Below are 18,125 nucleotides of genomic sequence, written 5' to 3'. Positions count from 1 at the left end.
GGCGCGCCCTCAGCGCACCACGCTGAACTCCACCCGCGCCGTCTGCCCCGCCTCGTCGAGCACGCTGAGCTGGTAGCGACCGACACGTTCGAAGCGGTGATTGAGCGGCTCCTGGGCGCTGGTGTCGGCCAGCGGTTCGCCATCGAGGAACCACCAGCGCCGCCCGGCGCCGCCGAGGGTGGTGAGCGACAGACGTACCGGACCGCTGCTGCCGGCGGGGGCCTGGAGGCGGTCGCCGTCGCGCACGCCGACGATGGATAGCGGCGTGGCGGCGGTTTCCGGCGGTGGAGGGCAGCGTGGGTCGATGGCCGGCAGGCGGGCCGCGCGCCGCTCACGGCGCGGCAGCCAGGGTTCCAGCGGCGCCGGCCAGAGGGCGATGTCCACGGGCCGGGCCTGGGCGCAATCGGCGGCCACCCGGCGCCCCGCCGGGTTGAGCCAGACGCGTTCCAGCAGGCCCAGGCCGAGGGGCTGGTCGGCTGCCTGCAAGGTCGGCGGCGTAGTGCCGTCGAGGGTCCAGGCAAAGCGCTGGCGCCGGCAGTTGCCATCGTCCCTGGCCAGCGGCTGACCCAGCGGCCAGCAGATCGCAGCCACGCCGATGTTGTCCGGCACCGGCTCGACCGGCGGGGCGATGCCACGCTGGCTGTCGCGGTTGACCAACAGATCGTGCACCTGCAGCAGCAGCGGCGCCGCCGACGCCAGGCCGAACTGGCCGGGCACCGGCGTGCCGTCCGGACGGCCGATCCATACCCCGATCAGATAGCGCGGCCCCACGCCGATGGCCCAGGCGTCGCGAAAGCCATAGCTGGTGCCGGTCTTCCAGGCCAGCGTCGGGCGCTGCACCAGCTGCGCGCGCGGATCGCGGTCGGGCCGCGCCTGACCGCTGAGAATGCGCCGCACGATCCAGGCCGCACCAGGCGACAGCAGACGGCGCTCACGCAGTGCGTCCTGCGGCTGGTAGCGGGGCCGCGCAGCTTTTCCGCCGCGGGCGAAGGCACTGTAGCCGGTGATCAGCTGCTCCAGCCGACTGCCGGCGCCGCCGAGGATCAGCGCCAGGTTCGGCTCGGCCAGCGCCGGCAGCGCCAGGGGCACGCCGACGTTGCGCAGCTCACCGGCGAAGCGCTTCGGCCCGTAGGCCTCGAGCAACTGCACCGCCGGCAGGTTGAGCGAGGTGGCCAGGGCCTCGCTGACGGACACCGGGCCGCTGAAGCCGGCGGAAAAGTTACCGGGCCGGTAGTCGCCATAGCGGCGCGGCACGTCCTGCAGCAGCGACTCGGAATGAACCAGGCCGGCATCCATCGCCAGGCCGTAGAGGAAGGGCTTCAAGGTGGAGCCCGGCGAGCGCTGCGCGTGCACCATGTCCACATGGCCGAAGCGCTTGGCATCGCCGATATCGACCGAGCCGAGGTAGGCGCGTACCGCCATGCTGTCGTGCTCGACCACCAGGATCGCCGCCGAGGTGCGCTCCGGCAAACGCGCGCGCCACCCCAGTAGCAGGTCCTCCAGACGTCGTTGCAGCGAGGCGTCCAAGGTGGTGCGGATCAGCGGCGGGCTGTCCCGGCGATTCAGCCGTCGTGCCAGCAGCGGCGCCAACCGCGGCTCCTGGCGCGGCGCGAGGAACACCGGTTCCTGCAGCGCCTCGTTCACCGCGGCCTGCGGCCACACCTGGAATTCCGCCAGGCGGCGCAGCACCTTGTCCCGCGCCGCCTGGGCGCGCTCGGGATGGCGATCCGGCCGCAGCCGGCTGGGCGCCTGGGGCAGCACCGCGAGCAAGGCCGCCTCGGCGCGGGTCAGGCTGGCCGGCGACTTGCCCAGGTAGCTCCAGCTGGCCGCCGCCACGCCCTGCAGAGTGCCGCCGAACGGCGCGCGGTTGAGGTACAGGCCGAGGATTTCCTGCTTCGACAGATGCCACTCCAGCTGCAGCGTGCGCCAGAGCTGGCGCAACTTGCCAGGCAGGCTGCGGGCGTGCGGATCGAGCAGACGCGCCACCTGCATCGACAACGTGCTGCCGCCAGAGACCACCCGCCCGCCGCTGAGGTTCTGCCAGGCGGCGCGGCCCAAGGCCAGCGGGTTGACCCCGGGATGGCGGTAGAACCAGCGGTCCTCGTAGGTCAGCAGCGCCTCCAGATAATAGGGCGACACCTCGTCCGGGCCGACCGGATAGCGCCAGACGCCATCGGCATCGGCGAAGCGCCATAGCGGCGTGCCGTCCTCGGCCAGCACCACGCGGGCCAGATCGTCGTCCGGCAGCGGCAGCGGAAACAGCAGGTCGGCCAGGTACAGCGCGCCGACCAACGCCAGCGGCAAGGCCAGCCAGGGGCGCCGCATCCGGCGTCCGGCCGCGTACAGCCACGACAGCAGACATCGAGCAGAACCGAGCCAGGGGATGCGAAAGTCGGACATGGGCAATGGCGGATGGGCAGAGGTGCGCAGCATAAGCGAGTCGCCCACAAAAGAAAGCGCCCGGATGCGCATCCGGGCGGGGTGACTCAGGCCGCCAGCGGATCGCGGCCATAGTTGCGGGCATAGGCATTCTCCACACCGGGGAGGATTTCCAGGATGGCGAAGTAGCGATCCCAGAACGGCGTTTCCCGCAGGTCTTCCACCAGCAGCTCGTAGGCATGGTGATCGGTAGCCTCCCACAGCCAGAGATCGGTGACCCGTGCGTTGTAGAACTCCACGTCGAAGAAGCGCAGCCGGACCTTCTCGCGATGCTTGCGCAGGATCGGCTCGAAATGCGCGTGCAACTGGCGAAAGCGCTCGTCGATGCTGAAGCCCAGCCACTCGGGCGTGGTCTTTACCAGCATGAAGACGGTCAGCGGCGTAGATGTGTCGGCGGAAATGGCAGAAGTGCTCATTGAGATACCTCGGGTTGGTTTGGAAATGCCGGGTTAGAATATGAGCTATCACTCACATTCCCTACTCGCATCCCGACCATGTCCGAACGCCCCTCGCGGCCCCCTCTCACTCCGCGCAAACTGCCGGCCCAGTCGCGCGCGGCCGCCACCGTCGCTGCCGTGCTGGAGGCCGCTGCTCGCATTCTGGAGGAGCGCGGCTTCGCCGGTTACACCACCAATGCCATCGCCGAGCGCGCCGGTGTCAGCATTGGCTCGCTCTACCAGTATTTTCCCAACAAGGATGCGCTGACCGTCGCGCTGATCGAACGGGAAACCGCCACCCTGCTGCAGGAAGTGGAAGCCGCCTGCCAGTCGGCGGACCGCGATACCGGCCTGCGGCTGGCGATCCGCGCCGCCGTGGCGCACCAGCTGCGCCGCCCCACCCTTGCCCTGCTGCTGGATTTCGAGGAGGCCCGCCTGCCGATCGGTACCCGCAACCAGCGCGTCGCCGACCAGTTGCAGGCCCATCTGCTGACACTGCTCGAGGGCGCACCCAAGGGCGCCGTTGCGCCGCAGGTGCTCGCCGGTGACATCCTGGCCATCGTCAAGGGCCTGGTGGATGCCGCCGGCATGCGCGAGGAACGCGACGCCGCCGCCCTCGAGCAACGGGTGAGCCGTGCGGTGTTCGGCTACCTGGCTGCCAGCGAAACGCCCGATCTGGGAACTCGCCCGCGCTCCGCCCGGCCAAACGCCGGACGGGCACGATCTGCCAACAAAGGATGACCCCATGCGTGTAGAAGGTTTTTTCGAATGGCTGGGCCAGATGCTCGGCGCCCTGATCCGCTTCATCGTCGAGGGGCTGGGGGACTTCTTCGCCCTGCTGGGCGACGCCGGCAGCAGCTTTCTGCGCGGGCTGACACAGGCGCTGGGCATGAGCCCGTCGCTGCTGGGCATCCTGGTGTTGCTGATCGGCTTGTTGCTGCTCTACTGCGCGGTGCGGGCCTTCCTGCGCCGCTCGTTCATCCTGGGCCTGGTCTGGCTGCTGCTGGGGCTATGGCTGATCAGTTGGTTGATCTACTAGCCGGCCGCGACGGGGCTGCCTGGCCTTCACGGTTGCGCCACGTCGGGGCCGGCCCAGCGGCGAATGATGCGTTGTAGCGTGCCGTTGGCGCGCAGCTTGGCCAGGCTTCTCTCGAAGCGCACGGCCTTGGCCTGCGCCCCCTGGCGGAAGCCGATATAGCGCGGTTCCACCGACAGCGGCGGTTCGAGGAACTCCAGCCGATCCGGCAGGCCCTGCTGGATCGCCAGCGTCTGCAGCAGCAAGGGATCGCCGACGATCAGGTCGACCCGCCCGGCCACCAGCATAGGGATCAGCAGGTCGGAGCGGGTCGCCGAATCATCGACCTTCAAGCCGGCGCGCTCGAATTCCTGGCCGTAGGCATAGCCGAACACGGTGGCGATGCGATACGCGCGCAGGTCGCTGAGCTGGCGGTAGCGAATGTTGCAGCCGCGCCGACAGGCGAACACGTTGCTGCCATCGCGCAACGGTCCGACCAGGATGTACTGCTTGCGCCGCTCCGGCGTGCCGAGGAACTGGAAGCCCAGGTCCGCCCGGCCGCTGTCCAGCAGGTACTTGACCCGTTCCCAGGGCACCAGCTTCCACTCGCTGGCAACGCCAAGGTCGTCGAGCACCGCAGAAACCAGCTCGACATCCAGACCAGCCGGTCGCCCGGTCTGGGGGTCGCTGTAGTTGTAGGGGAGATAGCCTTCCTCGGTGACCACGCGCCAGGTTTCTGCACACCAGGCGAACGTGGCCCACCAACAGCTCAAGGCCATACCCAGAATCTGGAAGCCACGCATGATCGTCCCGGAGAATATCGCCCAGCCTGGTTAACCAGCATAGGCCACCGACTCTGAACCGACAGGCGAACGGCGTCTCGTCCACGGCACGTGACAGGCAGGCTGCGAGGCCGGCGAGGGCCTACCCGCTCGCCGGCCTGCCTCCTTCAGCAGACGCGCCACCGCGCCTGCCGCGGGGTCAGCGCCGCTCCCTGACCACCAGTTGCGCCGGCGCCTCGCCGAGGGCCTGCCAGTTGGGCCGGTACATGGATTCCACCTGCGGCGGCGGCACCCGGTAGCTGCCGGGGGTGACGGCACGGGCCAGGTACAGCAGGTGGCTGTTCTCGTAGCTGCTGACATCCACGGCCGCGACATAGCGGTCGTCGCGGAACTCCTGGTGCTTGATGCGCGAACGCTGCATGCGTTCCTGCCAATCCTTCACCGCGCTGCCGGCATCCTCCAGGCTGGCGGCGCTCTGCGCCAGGTTCTGGTTCTCCAGCTCCAGTCCGGCCGGCAGGAGGTCGACCACCAACGCATCCGGAACCCGCGACTTGGCGGAAACGACGATATGCACCAGCACCAGTTCGCCGCTTTCCAGCGCCGACAGGTTCAGCGGCTTGCCGTCCATGCCCAAATAGGCGCGTTCGATGCTGAGGTTCTCGCCCCCTGCCGGCGGCGCCTCGACCGGATAACCGGAGACGCTCAGCCGCTGATACAGCGGCGCGCTGCCCGGATTGCTGAGGCTGAGCGGTTCGGCGAGGCCGGCGCCCTCCAGCTTCAGCGCCGATTGCTGGGCATTCAACTCGCGAATCTGCCCCGCCACGTCGAGCACCGCCAGCCAGTCGGGCTCGGGGGTGCCGAGCAGGCGGCGGCCGGCGAGGAACAGCGCATTGCGTTCCTGGGTCGACAGCCAGTGCTCGCCGGCCAGCTCATCGGCCAGCTCCACCAGGCGCTCCTCGCGCTGGCCGGCGGCCAGGTCGTGCTCCTCCAGCAGCGCCAGAATCAGCGCCTGGTCACGCAGCTGGCTGCCATAGTCGGCCAGCCAGTCGTTCTCCTTGCGCGGCAGGTGCAGGCCGGCATACAGCGCCTCGTCTGCGCGCGGCTGGTCGCCCATCTTGGCCAGGGCCACCGCCAGTTGCACCAGCGGCAAGCCGGAGCGGACCTCGCTGCGGCGCTCGTAGAGCGTACGCAAGGCACCGAGCGGGGCCTGTTGGCTGCGAGCCAACACGTAGCCGGCATAGGCCTGCACGGCGAAGCGGGTATGGTCGGCGTCGTCGCTGTAGTCGACCTCGATCACGTGGCGGTCCTGCAGGTAGCGCAGCAACCGTTCATTGGCCTTCTTCAGCGCCTCCGGCGGTACCGCGAAACCCTGCTCGCGGGCGCGCAGCAGGAAGTCGGTGACATAGGCGGTCAGCCAGTACTCCTCCTCGCTGTCCTGCCCCCAGAGGCCGAAACCACCGTTGTAGCGTTGCATGCTCAGCAGCCGCTCGATGCCCAGTTCGATCTTGCGCCGCCGATCCGCGTCCGGTTCGCCTTCCAGGCCGAGGCGCTTGAGGGTATCGGCGTCGGCATAGAGCGACGGATAGAGGCCGCTGGTGGTCTGCTCCAGGCAGCCATAGGGGTAGGCCTTGAGCGCCTGGATGTGTTCGCCGAGGTTCAGCGGCGGCCGGCTGGATACCGACAGCAGCGCTTCCAGCCCGGCCGGCTCGTATTGCGCCAGGGTGCCGGCGGGCAGGCTCCAGGGCTCGTCGCGCAGCACAGCGCGGAACTGCCTGGGCATCGCCGGATAGGCCGGACGAATGCCCAACTGCCAGTCGCGGGCGAGCGGCGGCAACGTCTCGCCGGGCAGGTCCAGGCCGTTCACCGTCAGGCTCAGGTGACCCTGGCCGTAGCCGCCGAGGGCGCGTACCGGAATGCGCAAGGTAGTGCGCTGGCCCTCGGCGAGATCCATGCGCTGGCTGGCAGCGCCGTCGGCAAGCTGCAGTTGTCCGGAGGCTTGCAGTTGTACCTCGACGGTCTGCGCCTTGCCGGACAGGTTGGTCAGGTCCAGCGCCACCGTGGTCCGGTCGCCCCCGGCGAGGAAGCGCGGGGCCGACAGCTCGGCCACCAGCGGCGCGGCGACCACGGTCTTGGCCTCGGCCATGCCGTAGTGCTCGCCGGTCCAGGCCTGGGCCATCAACCGCAGTTCGCCGTTGAAATCGGGGATGTCCAGGCTGACTTCGCCTTCGCCCTGCTCGTTCAGCAGCAGCGGCTCGCTCTGCAGGGCGACGATCAGCACACTGGTGTCCGGCCGCTTGCCTCCGGCCGCCAAGGCGGCGTCACCGCCGAAGGCCAGCTTGGCGATGCGCCCCTGGCCGGCTTCGATCAACTGGCCGTAAACGTCCAACTGGTCGGCACCATAGGCCTTGCGGCCGAACAGCGCGGCGAACGGGTCGGGAGTCGGATACTCGGTGATGTTCAGCACGCCGACGTCGACCGCGGCGACCAGCACCCTGACCTGCTCGGGCACGCTGCCGTCGGCATTGCGCGCCTGCACCTTGACCTTCAGCGGCTGCTTGGGCCGCATCTTTTCCGGCGCCTCCAGGGTCAGTGCCAGCTTACGCGGTGCGCGGTCCAGAGGCAGGTGCAGAAGGCCGACGGCACGCTTGGGCGTGACGTTCGCCTTGCGCTCGCCGGGACGTACCACGAGCGCGCTGACATAGAGGTCGTGCCGCTCCCAATCCTTGGCAACGGGAATCTCGAAGGTCTTGCCCTCTTCCGGCACGTCGATAGCCTGCCACCACAGGGGTCCGTCGCTGGACTCCACCAGCAGATAGCCATTGCCGGCGGTCGGCGGGGTGACGGTGACCTTGGCCACGTCGCCGGCGACATAGCCGGGCTTGTCCAGCGCCAGCTTGACCTGGTCGGGGCGCACCGCGCCGCCGTCGGCGTTGTCCTGCCAGCGCCAGCCGGCCCAGAAGCGCAGGCTGCTGACCATGCCGGTCTGCGGGTCTTCCACTTCGACGCGGTAAGGGCCCCACTCCACCGGGAAGGCGATCTTGGCGGTGCTGCCTTGCTTCAGGCCAAGGGTCTGCTCGTCGAGGGTGAGGAACTTTTCGTTGTAGTGATTGCTCCAGCCGTCGCTCTCGGAAAAGCTCCAGAAGTAGTCGCGGCGCTCGCGAATCAGGCGCACCTTGAGGTTGTCGGTGGCCAGCTTGTTGCCGGCCGGATCGGCCAGCAGCACTTCGAACTCGGCCAGGCCGTTGTAATCCACCTCTTCGCCGTCGAACAGCCCACGCAGCCCCGGCAGGCGCTCGGCCGGCCAGACCGGCTGCACCAGCCGGCGGGTGATCGGCCGGCCACCGGACTCCTGCAGGCTGGCCTGGAGGATCAGCTTGAGCGGCGAGCGAGCCTCGGTCCAGCGACTCTCCAGATCGATGCTGGCGAGCCCTTCGGCGTCCAGGGTGGCTTCTTCCAGGTCGATGTCCTGGCTCAGCTCCTGCTCGGTGATGGAGCCGAACTGGTAGCCCGGCAGCGCCGCCACCGCATCGCGCAGCGGGCGCACGTAGAGCTGCCCGCTCAGGCGATTGCCGGCCGCCGGCGCACCGTAGAGGTAGCGACCGTTGACCTCGAACTGCGCGTTTTCAGCAGGGCTCAGCGGCGCCTCGCTGCCCTTCAGCTCCAGCGCCAAGCGTTCGGGCAGGAAGTCTTCGACAAGAAACTCATAGAGCTGCGGCTTGCCGTCTCCCAGCTCATAGACCAGCTGCCAGCGCCCGGTTGGCGCATCCGCGGACAGTTGCAGCTGATACTGGTACAGACCGCTGTCGTCGGCATTCCAGACGAAGCGGCGACTGACCTGCTCGTCCGGCCGGCGCACCTCCACAGTGATCGGCTGCGGCTTGACCGCACGCCCGTCGGCATCGCGCAGCAGCGCATTGAGCAGTACGGTTTCGCCCGGCCGGTACAGGTCGCGCGGGCCGAACACGAAGAATTGCAGCGGATGCGCGGCGGGCCCGGCGATGTCGAACTCCGCCAGGTCCAGCGCGGCCGCACTCAGACGCAACAGGCTGGTCTGTTCGTCCTGGCGGGCCAGCAGCACCTCGGCCTTGGCCGGCAGCGGCAACTCGGCATGGCCCTGCGAATCGGTCTTGCCCTCGGCCAGTACACGTCCTTCGCCATCGAGCAGTTGCAGCTCCACTTTGCCCAGCGCCTGGCCACCGGCCAGGGCCTGAGTGAATACATCCAGGCGATTGCGGTAGCGATGGGCGGAGAGGCCGATGTCGCTCAGGCTGAACAGCGTCGCCGGCTGCGAATAGCTGTAGCTGCCCGCCTCGCGCATCACCGCCAGGTACACGCCCGGCTGCTTGAAGGGCTCCAGGCCGGCGATCGGCAACAGCAGGGTTTCGCGGGTATTGCGCTGCGGCTTGAGCTCGAAGCGGCCGCCGTAGACCAGGTCGGCCATCGGCAGGAGATCCTGGGCCTGCCAGGTGTCCAGGCTGCTGTCGCGTCCCCAGCGGCTGAGAAAGCGCGGCAGCGCCTCGGGTTTGATGCGGAAAAATTCGACGTTGACCTGGTCGACGTTCAGCGCGATCACCGGCAGCCCTTCGGCCAGCCGGGTCGGCAACAGCGAGCCGCTGCTGGCGAAGCCGATGCTGGCCTGCAGATCGCGAGTCTTCAGCTCGCTGACATGCTCCTTGGCCAAGCTGGCGTCGTTCACCCCGCGTAGCCTGGCATCCACGGTCAGCACCAGCTTGCGCTTGGGCTCCAGATGGCGCAGGTGCAGCTCCATGAGGTTATCGGAAAGCTCCCAGGCGCCGTCCACCTTGCCGTTCTTGCTGTCGACCAGGTGCAGTTTGTCGGCGAATTTCTGCTCGGGATCGAGCGGCACGGAGAAGGTCACCGACAGCGCGCTGGCGCCGTCGAGCTGTACTTCAGAAACGTCCACCACGCTCAGTTCGCGCCCGGCGTAGCGCTCGGCCAGGGCGGGCAGATCCTGCGCCGGCTTCGGCGCCACCGGTGCAGCACTCTGCGCCGCTGGCGCGGCGTTGCCGGTAGGCTCGGGGGTGGAGGAATCGCACGCACTGAGCAGGCTCAGGACGAGGGCCAGAAGTAATCCTTTCTTCAGCATTACAGGCTCCCAGGGACGGGGTTTCGGTAGCCGCACACTATAGCCGAGCGCCACTACCGGCATGAGGACGGTGCGATGGAATCGCCAATTCGTGCACAGCGGCACTTGCTATCATCGCGCGCCGCCCAGGACGAGACCCGCCATGCTGGAATCACTTCGCCTCAAGGAACGCTTGCACGAGACCGGAATCGGTGCGGCCGGCATCCTGCTCGGCCTGCTGGGACTGGCGGTAGCCCTGCTGACCGTGCCGGGCAATGCGTATTTGCTGATGCGCGCCGAGACGCGGTGCATTGCACGGGGCCTACTCTGCGATCCGCACTGGGTGGTCGCTGCCCAGACTCTTCAGTTGTTGGTCGGGCTTGGCTTCGGCTTCCTCGCGCTGCGCCTGTTATACAGCGTCGCGTGCGCCTTCTTCAGTCCGCTGCCGAGCGACCTGGCGCGGTTTCTCGGCCAGTGCCGGTGCCTGCAGGTAGTCGATCTGCAGGCAGGCGAGCGCGAACTGCTGCTCCGTGCCGTTCAGGTAGGCGAGAGCGAAGAAGCGCAGGCCCATATCGATATTCGCCTGCGCGCCCCGACGCTCTTCACCTACGAGGCCCTCGGCCCCGGCGTGCCCGATGCACTGCGAGGCACACCGCAACCGGCCGCCACACTGTTCGTAGCGGGTGCCCGCCTGCACTTCAGCCTGGATAGCCGCAGCCGCAGCCAGCGCCACTGCGACATCCGCTTCCACTGGCAACACGCCGGGCGCCACCAGAGCGGGCGCCTGCAGATCGCGGCCAGGCGCATTTCCTTCCACCGCCAAGCTTGAGCGGTTGGCGACTGCGTTAGAATCGCCACCCCACTCTGGAGCATTCATCGATGTCTCTGCTGCGCGACGCCTGGCAACATGCGCCGACCCACCGCAAGGTATGGGCGCTGGCCGGGCCGATGATTCTCAGCAACCTCTCGGTGCCGTTGGTGGCGCTGGTCGACAGCAGCGTCGTCGGCCACCTGCCCCACGCCCACCAGCTCGCCGCGGTGGCGGTCGGCGGCAGCCTCTACACGCTGCTGGTCTGGGCCATGGGTTTCCTGCGCATGGGCTCCACTGGCTTCGCCGCCCAGGCAGCCGGACGCGGCGACGGCGGCGCCCTGCGCCAGGTGCTCACGCAAGGCCTGCTGCTAGCGCTCGGTTTCGCCCTGCTGTTCGGCCTGCTGGCGATCCCCTTCACCGGCTTCGCCCTGGAGCTGATGCAACCGTCCGCGGCACTCGACGGGTTGACCCGCACCTATTTCCATACCCGCCTGTGGGGATTGCCGGCAGCCCTGGCCAGCTATGCGCTGATCGGCTGGTTCCTCGGCACCCAGAATGCCCGAGCGCCGCTGGCGATCCTGCTGACCACCAACCTGCTGAACGTGGCGCTGGACCTCTGGTTCGTGCTCGGCCTGGACTGGGGCGTGCTCGGCGCCGCACGGGCCTCGGTGATCGCCGAATGGAGCGGCGCCCTGCTCGGCCTGGCCCTCAGCCGCCGGGCCCTGGCCGAACACCCCGGGCGCATGGATTGGATGGCGTTGCGCCGCTGGCCCAGCTGGCGCCCGCTGTTGGCGGTGAACCGCGACATTTTCATCCGCACCCTGGCGCTGGAGCTGGTGTTCTTCCTGATCACCGTGCAAGGTGCGCGCCTGGGCGACGCCACGGTGGCAGCCAACGCACTGCTGCTCAATGGCTTGCTGTTGATCGCCCACGCGCTGGACGGCCTGGCCCATGCGGTGGAAGCGCTGTGCGGCCACGCCATCGGCGCACGCCAGCGCGACGCCCTGCGCCGCGCGCTGATCGTCGCTGGCGGCTGGTCGCTGCTGGCCAGCCTCGGCTTCGCCCTGTTCTTCCTGCTTGGCGGCCACTGGTTCGTGTTCATGCAGACCGACATCCCGGCCGTGCGCAGCGTGGCGCTGGCCTACCTGCCCTACCTAGCCGCGCTGCCGCTGGTGACGGTCTGGAGTTACCTGCTCGACGGCCTGTTCATCGGCGCCACCCGCGCACGGGAAATGCGCGACGCCATGCTGCTGGCGCTGGCCCTGGCACTACCACTGGCCTGGGCGCTGCAAGGGCTGGGCAATCACGGCCTGTGGCTGGCGTTTCTCGCGTTCATGGCCTGGCGCGGGCTGCTGCTGGGCCTGCTCGGCTGGCGCCTGGCCCGGGCCGATGCCTGGATCGGCCAGGCACGCGACTAGCCACCGACGGCAGGCCAACCGCCTGGCGGGCGCATACCTCCGCAGCCCTTGCTCAGCGCTCGTCGTCCAAGACTTCCAACGCCTCACCGGCTTTCTCCAGCCAGCCGGGCCGCTTGTCGGGGCTCGGCGCCGGGGCGACGTCCAGGTTGTCGAGCACTGCACCGAGCAGTCCCCCAGCACCCTTGCCCTCCTTCGCCTCTTTGGCGGCTTCCGCCACCTGGTACGCCTTGAGAATGGCCGCCAGCTCGGGGGTGGTGGCGGTCTGCTCGCTGAGCGGCGGCGGTACCGGCAGGGCCTTGGCCAGCTCCAGCGCCTTGCCAGTGTCCTTGGTGAAGGCACGCACCTCGTCCAGGCCTTGCAGCATCGGCAGAGGGATGCCGGTCAGGCTGTCGAACGCGGTGATTTCCGGCATTTCCGGTAGGCCGACCTTGCCACGCAGCACCTGGGTGCCCAGAGACGGCAGGAAGATGCCGAGCAGGTAGCGCGGGTCGCGACGCTTGACCGCCAGACCGATGCTGGCGGTAGCCACCGCCACGCCGATCACCTGACCCCATTGGGCCAGTGGCGACAGGCGCTTGCTCGCCTCATCGTCGAAGAACACCGCCCGGTAACGGAAGTAGTCGCTGAAGACTTCGCGGCCATTGAGCTTGGAGTTCATGAACCAGGCGCGGGAGTCGTGCACGTGGTCGTCATACAAGGCCACCAGCAGCGCGGCCTGTGCATCGGTGGGCCGATCCTTGCCAATGAACAGCCGCTCGTTCTGCTCGGTGCCATGGGTTTTCATGCGCTTGTATTCGTCGGCCTCGTCCTGCTCGTTAATCAGGTAGATCAAGCCGCCGAGCAGGACGTTGAAGATGCTGGCGGACTGCATTCCGCCCTCGCCGGTGCCGTCACCTTCGCCGAGGTTCCACTTGCCCTCGTAGTCTCGCTTGAAATCCAGCGCGCCATTCTTCAACTGGCGCTGGTCGAGGTTGGGCTCGAACTCCTTGTGGGTATTGAGGCTGATCGGACCACTGCCGGTGCGCCGTTCGTATTCCGCCTTGATGCGTTCGGACTCGGCCTTCTTCTCGGCGGCCCGACGCTCCGCCAGGATGCGCTCCTCATCGGTGCGGTAGTGACGCTGGGTCGGCTGGTCGCCACGGGCCACCGCATCCTCCTCCAGTTGCAGCTCATGCAGATACTTGAAGGCATCGCGCTCGGCTTCGGTCATGTCCTGGCTCTTGCCCGTGGCGTCGCCTTTGGCAACGTGCTGGTAGAACGCCTGCCGGTACAGCGTTTCGTTGACGAAGCGGTCGATGCGCCAGGCGGTCAGCACTTCCAGTTCACGAGACAGTACGTCTTCAATGGGGCCGCGGCTGAGTTGCTCCTGCCAGTTGTTGAAGCGGCCTACCAGGGATTCGCTTATGGCGAACTCAATCTGGGTCTCTGGACTCATCTCCAGCCACTTCGGCTGATCCTTATCTAGCGCCAGGGGCGGCACCTGCAGGGGCGCGCCGGCCTTGAACGCCTCGTCGTACATATGGTGCAGAGCTATCTGCGACAGCACATATTGGCCGCCTTCGCGGGCCTTGCCTTGGTCGCCCGGTGGGTAGCCGCCGCCGACATCGGAGTGCACGCCTGGGTAGACATACTCGTAGGTGCCAGTGCGGTAGCGGGACGGCGACTTTGGATTCTTACGGTCGTCCTTGCGGCGGATCGAATCCAGCGGGAAGCAGCCGCGCTGCTCGTGGGCTGCTGCCAGGTGCACGCAGCGCTGTAGAAAGGTCGTGGAATCCGGCAGGCGCATGGTGTCGTCGGCCCAGCCCATATGGCCTGCGGCGAAGGGCGCGAGATAAGCGAAGCCCACCGAAGCCACGGTATCGAACAGGCCCATGAACACGATGCTGATCGGTAGCCCGGCGAACAGATGGCGGGTTACGCCGTTTTCCTCGATGCGGGTCAGTTGCTCCAGCCAGTTGGAGAAGCAGCGCGCCTCGGCCGCACCGCGAGAGAAGCCGTAGACGAACAGGCGCAGCGCCTTGATTTCCGCGCCGCTACCCTGCTCATGCCGTTGCTTCAACGCCTGCTCCAGCTCCTGTAGGTCCTTCTGCAAGGCCGCCTTACGGCGGGCATTGCCGTCCAGTTGACCACCGGTCAGCACTTCCGTGACCAGCCCGGTGCCCATGGCTTCGACCAGGGTATAGGCTTCTTCCGATACCAAGGGCGGTTTGCCGCAAGCCCTGCGCAGTGCGTCGATAAGCCTGGTCATGCCCCAATTGATGCGCTTCTCGCCGCCGGTGGCCATGGTCAGGCCAGAGCCCACCGGTTTGTACTCGCCGATTTCCTTGAACTCGGTGCCCACGCCTTGCATGTAGTAGCGGTAGCAACCCACCTCCTCTGGCACTCCGACCTTCGGGTCCAGGCTGGCATGGTAGAGCCGCGCCACATTTGTGGTGGTAGGCGGTCGGGCCTTGCTGTCCCAGGGCTCGTGGTTGTTGGTGCCGTCGAAAAACAGGCTGATATTTAGTGCCTTGACGCAGGGTGGGCTTGGCGCGGCGCGGCCGGCGGCCGCCTCGTGCACACGGGCATCGCACCAGGCCTGGCGCTCGACCTCGCGCTGACGGCGCAGGTTGGCGGCCACTTCCATAGGTTTTTTCGGCAGCAGGCCACCGTAAGGAAAACGCGGCGTGTGGTGCACCGCCTGTGCTGGAGGGTGGTCGGACTGAGGAGTCAGGGTTTCGAACATTGGCTGGGCTCTTCCATATTGAGCGGGTAGTTGTAGGGGTGGCTCGGGAAACCGTAGTAAGTAGGGCCTGCTGAGACCTTGATCTGATCACAGGGCAGGAAATGGACGTTGACCACGCCGAGCTTTTCGTAGGGGGCCACCTCGACCATAACGCGATGGCGGGTGTAGCGAGTTCGATGCTCCGCTGCCGCCTTATGCCAAGCATCTGAATACATCGGAGTTGGCCAGTATCGGGACGCACCAGGATTCGGGTCCTTTTCCCATTCCACCACCACAGTCAGGCCGGCCTGCCACTTGACCGGCAGGCTAGCGCAACAGGTTTGCCCTCCTCCGCTATGAGGGTTTGCGTTCGAGCCCCCGCTTCCATTGACGCTGAACCAATTGATGGCGGCGGAGGTATGGTTGTAGCCCTCGATGGGTGCGCCAAGGCGTTGCGGCGGTTGGGCGTGACAGGCGCCGAGGGTCAGAACGGCCAGCAGCAGGACCAGGCACTTGCTCATATGGCGCCGCATGGGTGGCACTCCGATGAATGACTGACGGTACGCGAGGCAATCCGGGCAGCGTGTTCCCGGATCGCGCTGGCGCTTATATGGGCTACAGGAACGGCCGCCGCTTCGGCCACGCTGGCATCGCACCAGGCCTGGCGCTTTAGCTCGCGTTGGCGGCGCAAATTGGCAGCCACTTCCATGGGTGTCTTCGGCAGCCGGCCGCCCTTGGGAAAGAGCGGGGTCGGGCGTACCGCCTCCGGGGCGGGGCGGTTGGACATGGCGATCAGGGGCTCGAACATTGACTGGGCTCTTCCATATTGAGCGGGTAGTTGAAGGGATAGCCAGGCTGACCTGGCAGCGCATTGACCGCCGCCACCTTGATCTGATTGCAGGGCAGGAAATGCACATCGACGGTGCCGAGACGTTCGTAGGGCGCCACCTCTACGACGGCGCGATGGCGGGTATTTAGCTTCTCATCCTCATCTGCCGCTTGGCGCCAGGCATCGGAGTAGATTGGGCCGGGCCAATTTTCCGAAGCATAGGGCGTTGGATCCTTCTCCCACTCCACCACCACGGTCAGGCCGGGCTGCCATTTGACCGGCAGGCTTACGCAGCATGTTTGGCCCCCACCACCATGCGGACCGACGTTCGACCCGCCGCTTCCATTGACACTGAACCAATTGATCGCAGCAGACGTGTGGTTGTAGCCCTCGATGGGCGCACCAAGGCGCTGCGGCGGTTGGGCGTGGCAGGCGCCGAGGGTCAGAACGGCCAGCAGCAGGACCAGGCACTTGCTCATATGGCGCCGCATGGGTGGGACTCCGATGAAAGACTGACGGTACGCGAGGCAATCCGGGCAGTGTGTTCCCGGATCGCGCTGGCGCTTATATGGGCTACAGGAACGGCCGCCGCTTCGGCCACGCTGGCATCGCACCAGACCTGGTGCTCCAGCTCGCGTTGGCGGCGCAAATTGGCAGCCACTTCCATGGGCGTCTTCGGCAGCCGGTCACCTTTGGGAAAGGGCGGGGTCGGGTGCCCCCCCTCCGGATTGAGGCGGTCGGACGGCGGGATCAGGGTTTCGAACATTGGCTGGGCTCTTCCATGTTGAGCGGGTAATTGAAGGGGTAGCCAGGCTGACCGGGAAGCGCGTTTACAGCTGCCACCTCGACCTGGTCGCAGGGCAGAAAATGCACGTCGACGGTGCCTAAGCGTTCATAAGGCGCTACCTCGACCACGGCACGATGATGGATGTAGTGAGTACGGTGCTCCTCGGCCGCCTTGTGCCACGCATCGGAATACATTGGAGTTGGCCAAGATCGGGATGCACCAGGATTTGGATCCTTCTCCCACTCCACCACCACGGTCAGGCCGGGCTGCCATTTGGTAGGCAGGCTGACGCAACAATTCTGGCTACCTCCCCCACTGTTGGGGCTGAGGTTAGGGCCGCCGTCGCCATTAACGCTGAACCAATTGATGGCGGCGGAGGTATGGTTGTAGCCCTCGATGGGCGCACCGAGGCGTTGCGGTTGTTGGGCCTGGCAGGCGCCGAGGGCCAGGGCGGACAGCAGCAGGGCGAGATATTGGCTCAGATTGCGCAACATGGACGGAACTCCGGTGAGCTGAGAAAACAGCGGACGTAGCCCGGATAGATCGTGGCACGCGATGCGCTCCGGGAAGCGTGAGCCCGGATTGCGCTGGCGCTTGTCCGGGCTGTGGAGCTAGAGGGCTGGCGGGCGATTCGCGTACGCCGTCCAGAGAGATCGCTCAGGCGCATAGCTCACTCCGGCTCGGTGCGCGGGTGGAGTTGGCGGCCAGCCAGTCCAGCACGAAGTCATCCCGCGAGGCGTCGAAACGTTCGGCGCGGTCGGCTGCCAGTTGGCCATGCATCAGGTGGCGGATCAGGCTTTCCTGCTGGGCCAGGCCATAGTGCTGAGGGATCAATGCGTAATCCCGACGGAAGGCTTCGGCGGCGGTCCAGGCCAATAGCATGTCTACCTGTGCCTTGTTCAGACTCATGGGCGGCAGTGGTGCCGGCACGTCCGCCGGATGTGCCGGGCTGCCGGCGTACTCGGCAGCTTTGCCGTCGCGATCGATCCAGTACCAGGCGAGCGCCGGAGCGTGGAACCAGACGCTCTGTGTCGGATCGAGCATTTCACACACGGCGAGGAACAAGCGAGGGTCGTAGTAGCGCAGCAGGCCGCTGCTCTTGCCCTGCTCCCATTCGGCCTGGGTGCAATGGCTCAGGTGTTGGGCCAGACGGTCGAACGGCCAGTCGCTGAGCAAGGCGAGCAGGCGGTGTTCGCGGTGTACCTGGCCGGCGCAGTCCGCCAGCCAGGCCGTCTGCTGCGGGTCGGTCCAGAGTACGCGCAGCAGCAGCGGCCCTTGGGCAGCGAGTGCTGCCTCGGGCGTGCCCTCCAACAGCCGGGCTTGAGCAGGAGGGCTCGGCAGCGACTGCAACGTCGATTGCAGCGGATAGTCGAGGGCGGTGGCATCGATCAGCAGATCGATATGGGCAAGCTTGGCGGCACGAGCCTGTTCTTCCAGGGCGTCGAGCCAGGTGGCGGCATTGGCATGCATGGTCGGTCCTCGATCAGGGCTTAACGGGGCGTCAAGGCTTGGACTTGGTTGCGGGCGCGGTTCAGGCACTCTTCGCAGACCGCCGGTTGCGGCTTGTCCGTGCAGTTGGCCAGGGCCTGCTCCAGCACCTCCCCCGCCTTGTCCTTGTCTGCCATGCCCGGCAGCAGCGGGCCGAGGATCTTGATGCCCGAGCCCTTGCCCGGCGAGCCGCCGGCGTTGAGCTTGGCCAGCGGGCCGTTGATGGTGATGCCGCCGGGGTCGAGCTTGATGAAGCTGCCGCCGGCTTTGACGGTGAGTTCGATGCCGGCTTCGATGACCATCTTCTGCCCGGCCTTGAGGTGGATCTC

At 67.1% G+C, this 18,125-nt stretch carries 15 protein-coding genes and 1 pseudogene; 4 read left to right on the top strand and 12 right to left on the bottom strand.

Annotation, left to right across the window (positions count from 1 at the left end):
* Positions 1-9 precede the first annotated feature (9 nt).
* Together pbpC and ACWKV7_RS20135 are read right to left on the bottom strand one after the other, a co-directional pair.
* Positions 10-2,325, bottom strand: a complete 2,316-nt coding sequence (gene pbpC, locus ACWKV7_RS20140; RefSeq protein WP_483859485.1) for a peptidoglycan glycosyltransferase PbpC — start codon at positions 2,323-2,325, stop codon at positions 10-12.
* A 161-nt stretch (positions 2,326-2,486) separates the two neighbouring features.
* The gene (locus tag ACWKV7_RS20135; RefSeq protein ID WP_483859484.1) at positions 2,487-2,855 is read right to left on the bottom strand and encodes a darcynin family protein; all 369 of its coding nucleotides are present in this window, start codon (positions 2,853-2,855) and stop codon (positions 2,487-2,489) included.
* Between the two features lie 78 nt (positions 2,856-2,933).
* Between ACWKV7_RS20135 and ACWKV7_RS20130 the strand changes: the two genes are divergently transcribed.
* Positions 2,934-3,617 carry a TetR/AcrR family transcriptional regulator gene (locus tag ACWKV7_RS20130; RefSeq protein WP_483859483.1) on the top strand — a complete coding sequence of 228 codons (684 nt, stop codon included), beginning with the start codon at positions 2,934-2,936 and terminating at the stop codon, positions 3,615-3,617.
* Between the two features lie 4 nt (positions 3,618-3,621).
* The gene (locus tag ACWKV7_RS20125) at positions 3,622-3,915 is read left to right on the top strand and encodes a hypothetical protein (protein WP_483859482.1); all 294 of its coding nucleotides are present in this window, start codon (positions 3,622-3,624) and stop codon (positions 3,913-3,915) included.
* A 26-nt stretch (positions 3,916-3,941) separates the two neighbouring features.
* On the opposite strand, the gene ACWKV7_RS20120 is transcribed toward ACWKV7_RS20125, so the two are convergent.
* The gene (locus ACWKV7_RS20120; protein WP_483859481.1) at positions 3,942-4,670 is read right to left on the bottom strand and encodes a substrate-binding periplasmic protein; all 729 of its coding nucleotides are present in this window, start codon (positions 4,668-4,670) and stop codon (positions 3,942-3,944) included.
* 202 nt (positions 4,671-4,872) lie between these two features.
* Positions 4,873-9,780, bottom strand: coding sequence for an alpha-2-macroglobulin family protein (locus tag ACWKV7_RS20115; protein WP_483859480.1), 4,908 nt, complete (start codon positions 9,778-9,780; stop codon positions 4,873-4,875).
* A 142-nt stretch (positions 9,781-9,922) separates the two neighbouring features.
* Here ACWKV7_RS20115 and ACWKV7_RS20110 point away from each other — a divergent pair, with 142 nt between their 5' ends.
* Positions 9,923-10,588: a hypothetical protein gene (locus tag ACWKV7_RS20110; protein ID WP_483859479.1), complete on the top strand. Its 666-nt coding sequence runs from the start codon at positions 9,923-9,925 to the stop codon at positions 10,586-10,588.
* 50 nt (positions 10,589-10,638) lie between these two features.
* Positions 10,639-11,988: an MATE family efflux transporter gene (locus ACWKV7_RS20105; protein WP_483859478.1), complete on the top strand. Its 1,350-nt coding sequence runs from the start codon at positions 10,639-10,641 to the stop codon at positions 11,986-11,988.
* Positions 11,989-12,040: 52 nt separating this feature from the next.
* On the opposite strand, the gene ACWKV7_RS20100 is transcribed toward ACWKV7_RS20105, so the two are convergent.
* The 8 genes and pseudogenes from ACWKV7_RS20100 to ACWKV7_RS20065 form a co-directional block, all read right to left on the bottom strand.
* Positions 12,041-14,713 carry a T6SS phospholipase effector Tle1-like catalytic domain-containing protein gene (locus ACWKV7_RS20100; protein ID WP_483859477.1) on the bottom strand — a complete coding sequence of 891 codons (2,673 nt, stop codon included), beginning with the start codon at positions 14,711-14,713 and terminating at the stop codon, positions 12,041-12,043.
* Entirely contained in the window at positions 14,698-15,213 is a 516-nt protein-coding gene (gene tli1a, locus ACWKV7_RS20095; protein ID WP_483859476.1) for a Tli1a family immunity protein, read from the bottom strand. Before tli1a (ACWKV7_RS20095) ends, ACWKV7_RS20100 begins: the two co-directional genes overlap by 16 nt.
* Positions 15,210-15,500 carry a hypothetical protein gene (locus ACWKV7_RS20090; protein ID WP_483859475.1) on the bottom strand — a complete coding sequence of 97 codons (291 nt, stop codon included), beginning with the start codon at positions 15,498-15,500 and terminating at the stop codon, positions 15,210-15,212. The genes tli1a (ACWKV7_RS20095) and ACWKV7_RS20090 overlap by 4 nt, the downstream gene beginning before the upstream one ends.
* Entirely contained in the window at positions 15,485-16,000 is a 516-nt protein-coding gene (gene tli1a / locus ACWKV7_RS20085; protein WP_483859474.1) for a Tli1a family immunity protein, read from the bottom strand. Before tli1a (ACWKV7_RS20085) ends, ACWKV7_RS20090 begins: the two co-directional genes overlap by 16 nt.
* Positions 15,997-16,287, bottom strand: coding sequence for a hypothetical protein (locus ACWKV7_RS20080; RefSeq protein WP_483859473.1), 291 nt, complete (start codon positions 16,285-16,287; stop codon positions 15,997-15,999). The genes tli1a (ACWKV7_RS20085) and ACWKV7_RS20080 overlap by 4 nt, the downstream gene beginning before the upstream one ends.
* The gene (gene tli1a, locus ACWKV7_RS20075; RefSeq protein ID WP_483859472.1) at positions 16,272-16,802 is read right to left on the bottom strand and encodes a Tli1a family immunity protein; all 531 of its coding nucleotides are present in this window, start codon (positions 16,800-16,802) and stop codon (positions 16,272-16,274) included. The genes ACWKV7_RS20080 and tli1a (ACWKV7_RS20075) overlap by 16 nt, the downstream gene beginning before the upstream one ends.
* Before the next feature lie 163 nt (positions 16,803-16,965).
* Positions 16,966-17,778: a toxin Tle1 chaperone Tla1 gene (gene tla1, locus ACWKV7_RS20070; RefSeq protein ID WP_483859471.1), complete on the bottom strand. Its 813-nt coding sequence runs from the start codon at positions 17,776-17,778 to the stop codon at positions 16,966-16,968.
* A 20-nt stretch (positions 17,779-17,798) separates the two neighbouring features.
* Positions 17,799-18,125, bottom strand: a pseudogene (locus tag ACWKV7_RS20065) (type VI secretion system tip protein VgrG); the annotation flags it as partial.

It is taken from the genome of Zestomonas ipomoeae, from assembly GCF_057128665.1.
This window is presented reverse-complemented; position numbering and strand designations above follow the sequence as displayed.

Bases quoted from the DNA above. Each gene is read 5' to 3' on its own strand.
- pbpC (WP_483859485.1), bottom strand. From the start codon at position 2,325: ATGCGGCGCCCCTGGCTGGCCTTGCCGCTGGCGTTGGTCGGCGCGCTG.
- ACWKV7_RS20135 (WP_483859484.1), bottom strand. From the start codon at position 2,855: ATGAGCACTTCTGCCATTTCCGCCGACACATCTACGCCGCTGACCGTC.
- ACWKV7_RS20130 (WP_483859483.1), top strand. From the start codon at position 2,934: ATGTCCGAACGCCCCTCGCGGCCCCCTCTCACTCCGCGCAAACTGCCG.
- ACWKV7_RS20125 (WP_483859482.1), top strand. From the start codon at position 3,622: ATGCGTGTAGAAGGTTTTTTCGAATGGCTGGGCCAGATGCTCGGCGCC.
- ACWKV7_RS20120 (WP_483859481.1), bottom strand. From the start codon at position 4,670: ATGGCCTTGAGCTGTTGGTGGGCCACGTTCGCCTGGTGTGCAGAAACC.
- ACWKV7_RS20115 (WP_483859480.1), bottom strand. From the start codon at position 9,780: ATGCTGAAGAAAGGATTACTTCTGGCCCTCGTCCTGAGCCTGCTCAGT.
- ACWKV7_RS20110 (WP_483859479.1), top strand. From the start codon at position 9,923: ATGCTGGAATCACTTCGCCTCAAGGAACGCTTGCACGAGACCGGAATC.
- ACWKV7_RS20105 (WP_483859478.1), top strand. From the start codon at position 10,639: ATGTCTCTGCTGCGCGACGCCTGGCAACATGCGCCGACCCACCGCAAG.
- ACWKV7_RS20100 (WP_483859477.1), bottom strand. From the start codon at position 14,713: ATGTTCGAAACCCTGACTCCTCAGTCCGACCACCCTCCAGCACAGGCG.
- tli1a (WP_483859476.1), bottom strand. From the start codon at position 15,213: ATGAGCAAGTGCCTGGTCCTGCTGCTGGCCGTTCTGACCCTCGGCGCC.
- ACWKV7_RS20090 (WP_483859475.1), bottom strand. From the start codon at position 15,500: ATGTTCGAGCCCCTGATCGCCATGTCCAACCGCCCCGCCCCGGAGGCG.
- tli1a (WP_483859474.1), bottom strand. From the start codon at position 16,000: ATGAGCAAGTGCCTGGTCCTGCTGCTGGCCGTTCTGACCCTCGGCGCC.
- ACWKV7_RS20080 (WP_483859473.1), bottom strand. From the start codon at position 16,287: ATGTTCGAAACCCTGATCCCGCCGTCCGACCGCCTCAATCCGGAGGGG.
- tli1a (WP_483859472.1), bottom strand. From the start codon at position 16,802: ATGTTGCGCAATCTGAGCCAATATCTCGCCCTGCTGCTGTCCGCCCTG.
- tla1 (WP_483859471.1), bottom strand. From the start codon at position 17,778: ATGCATGCCAATGCCGCCACCTGGCTCGACGCCCTGGAAGAACAGGCT.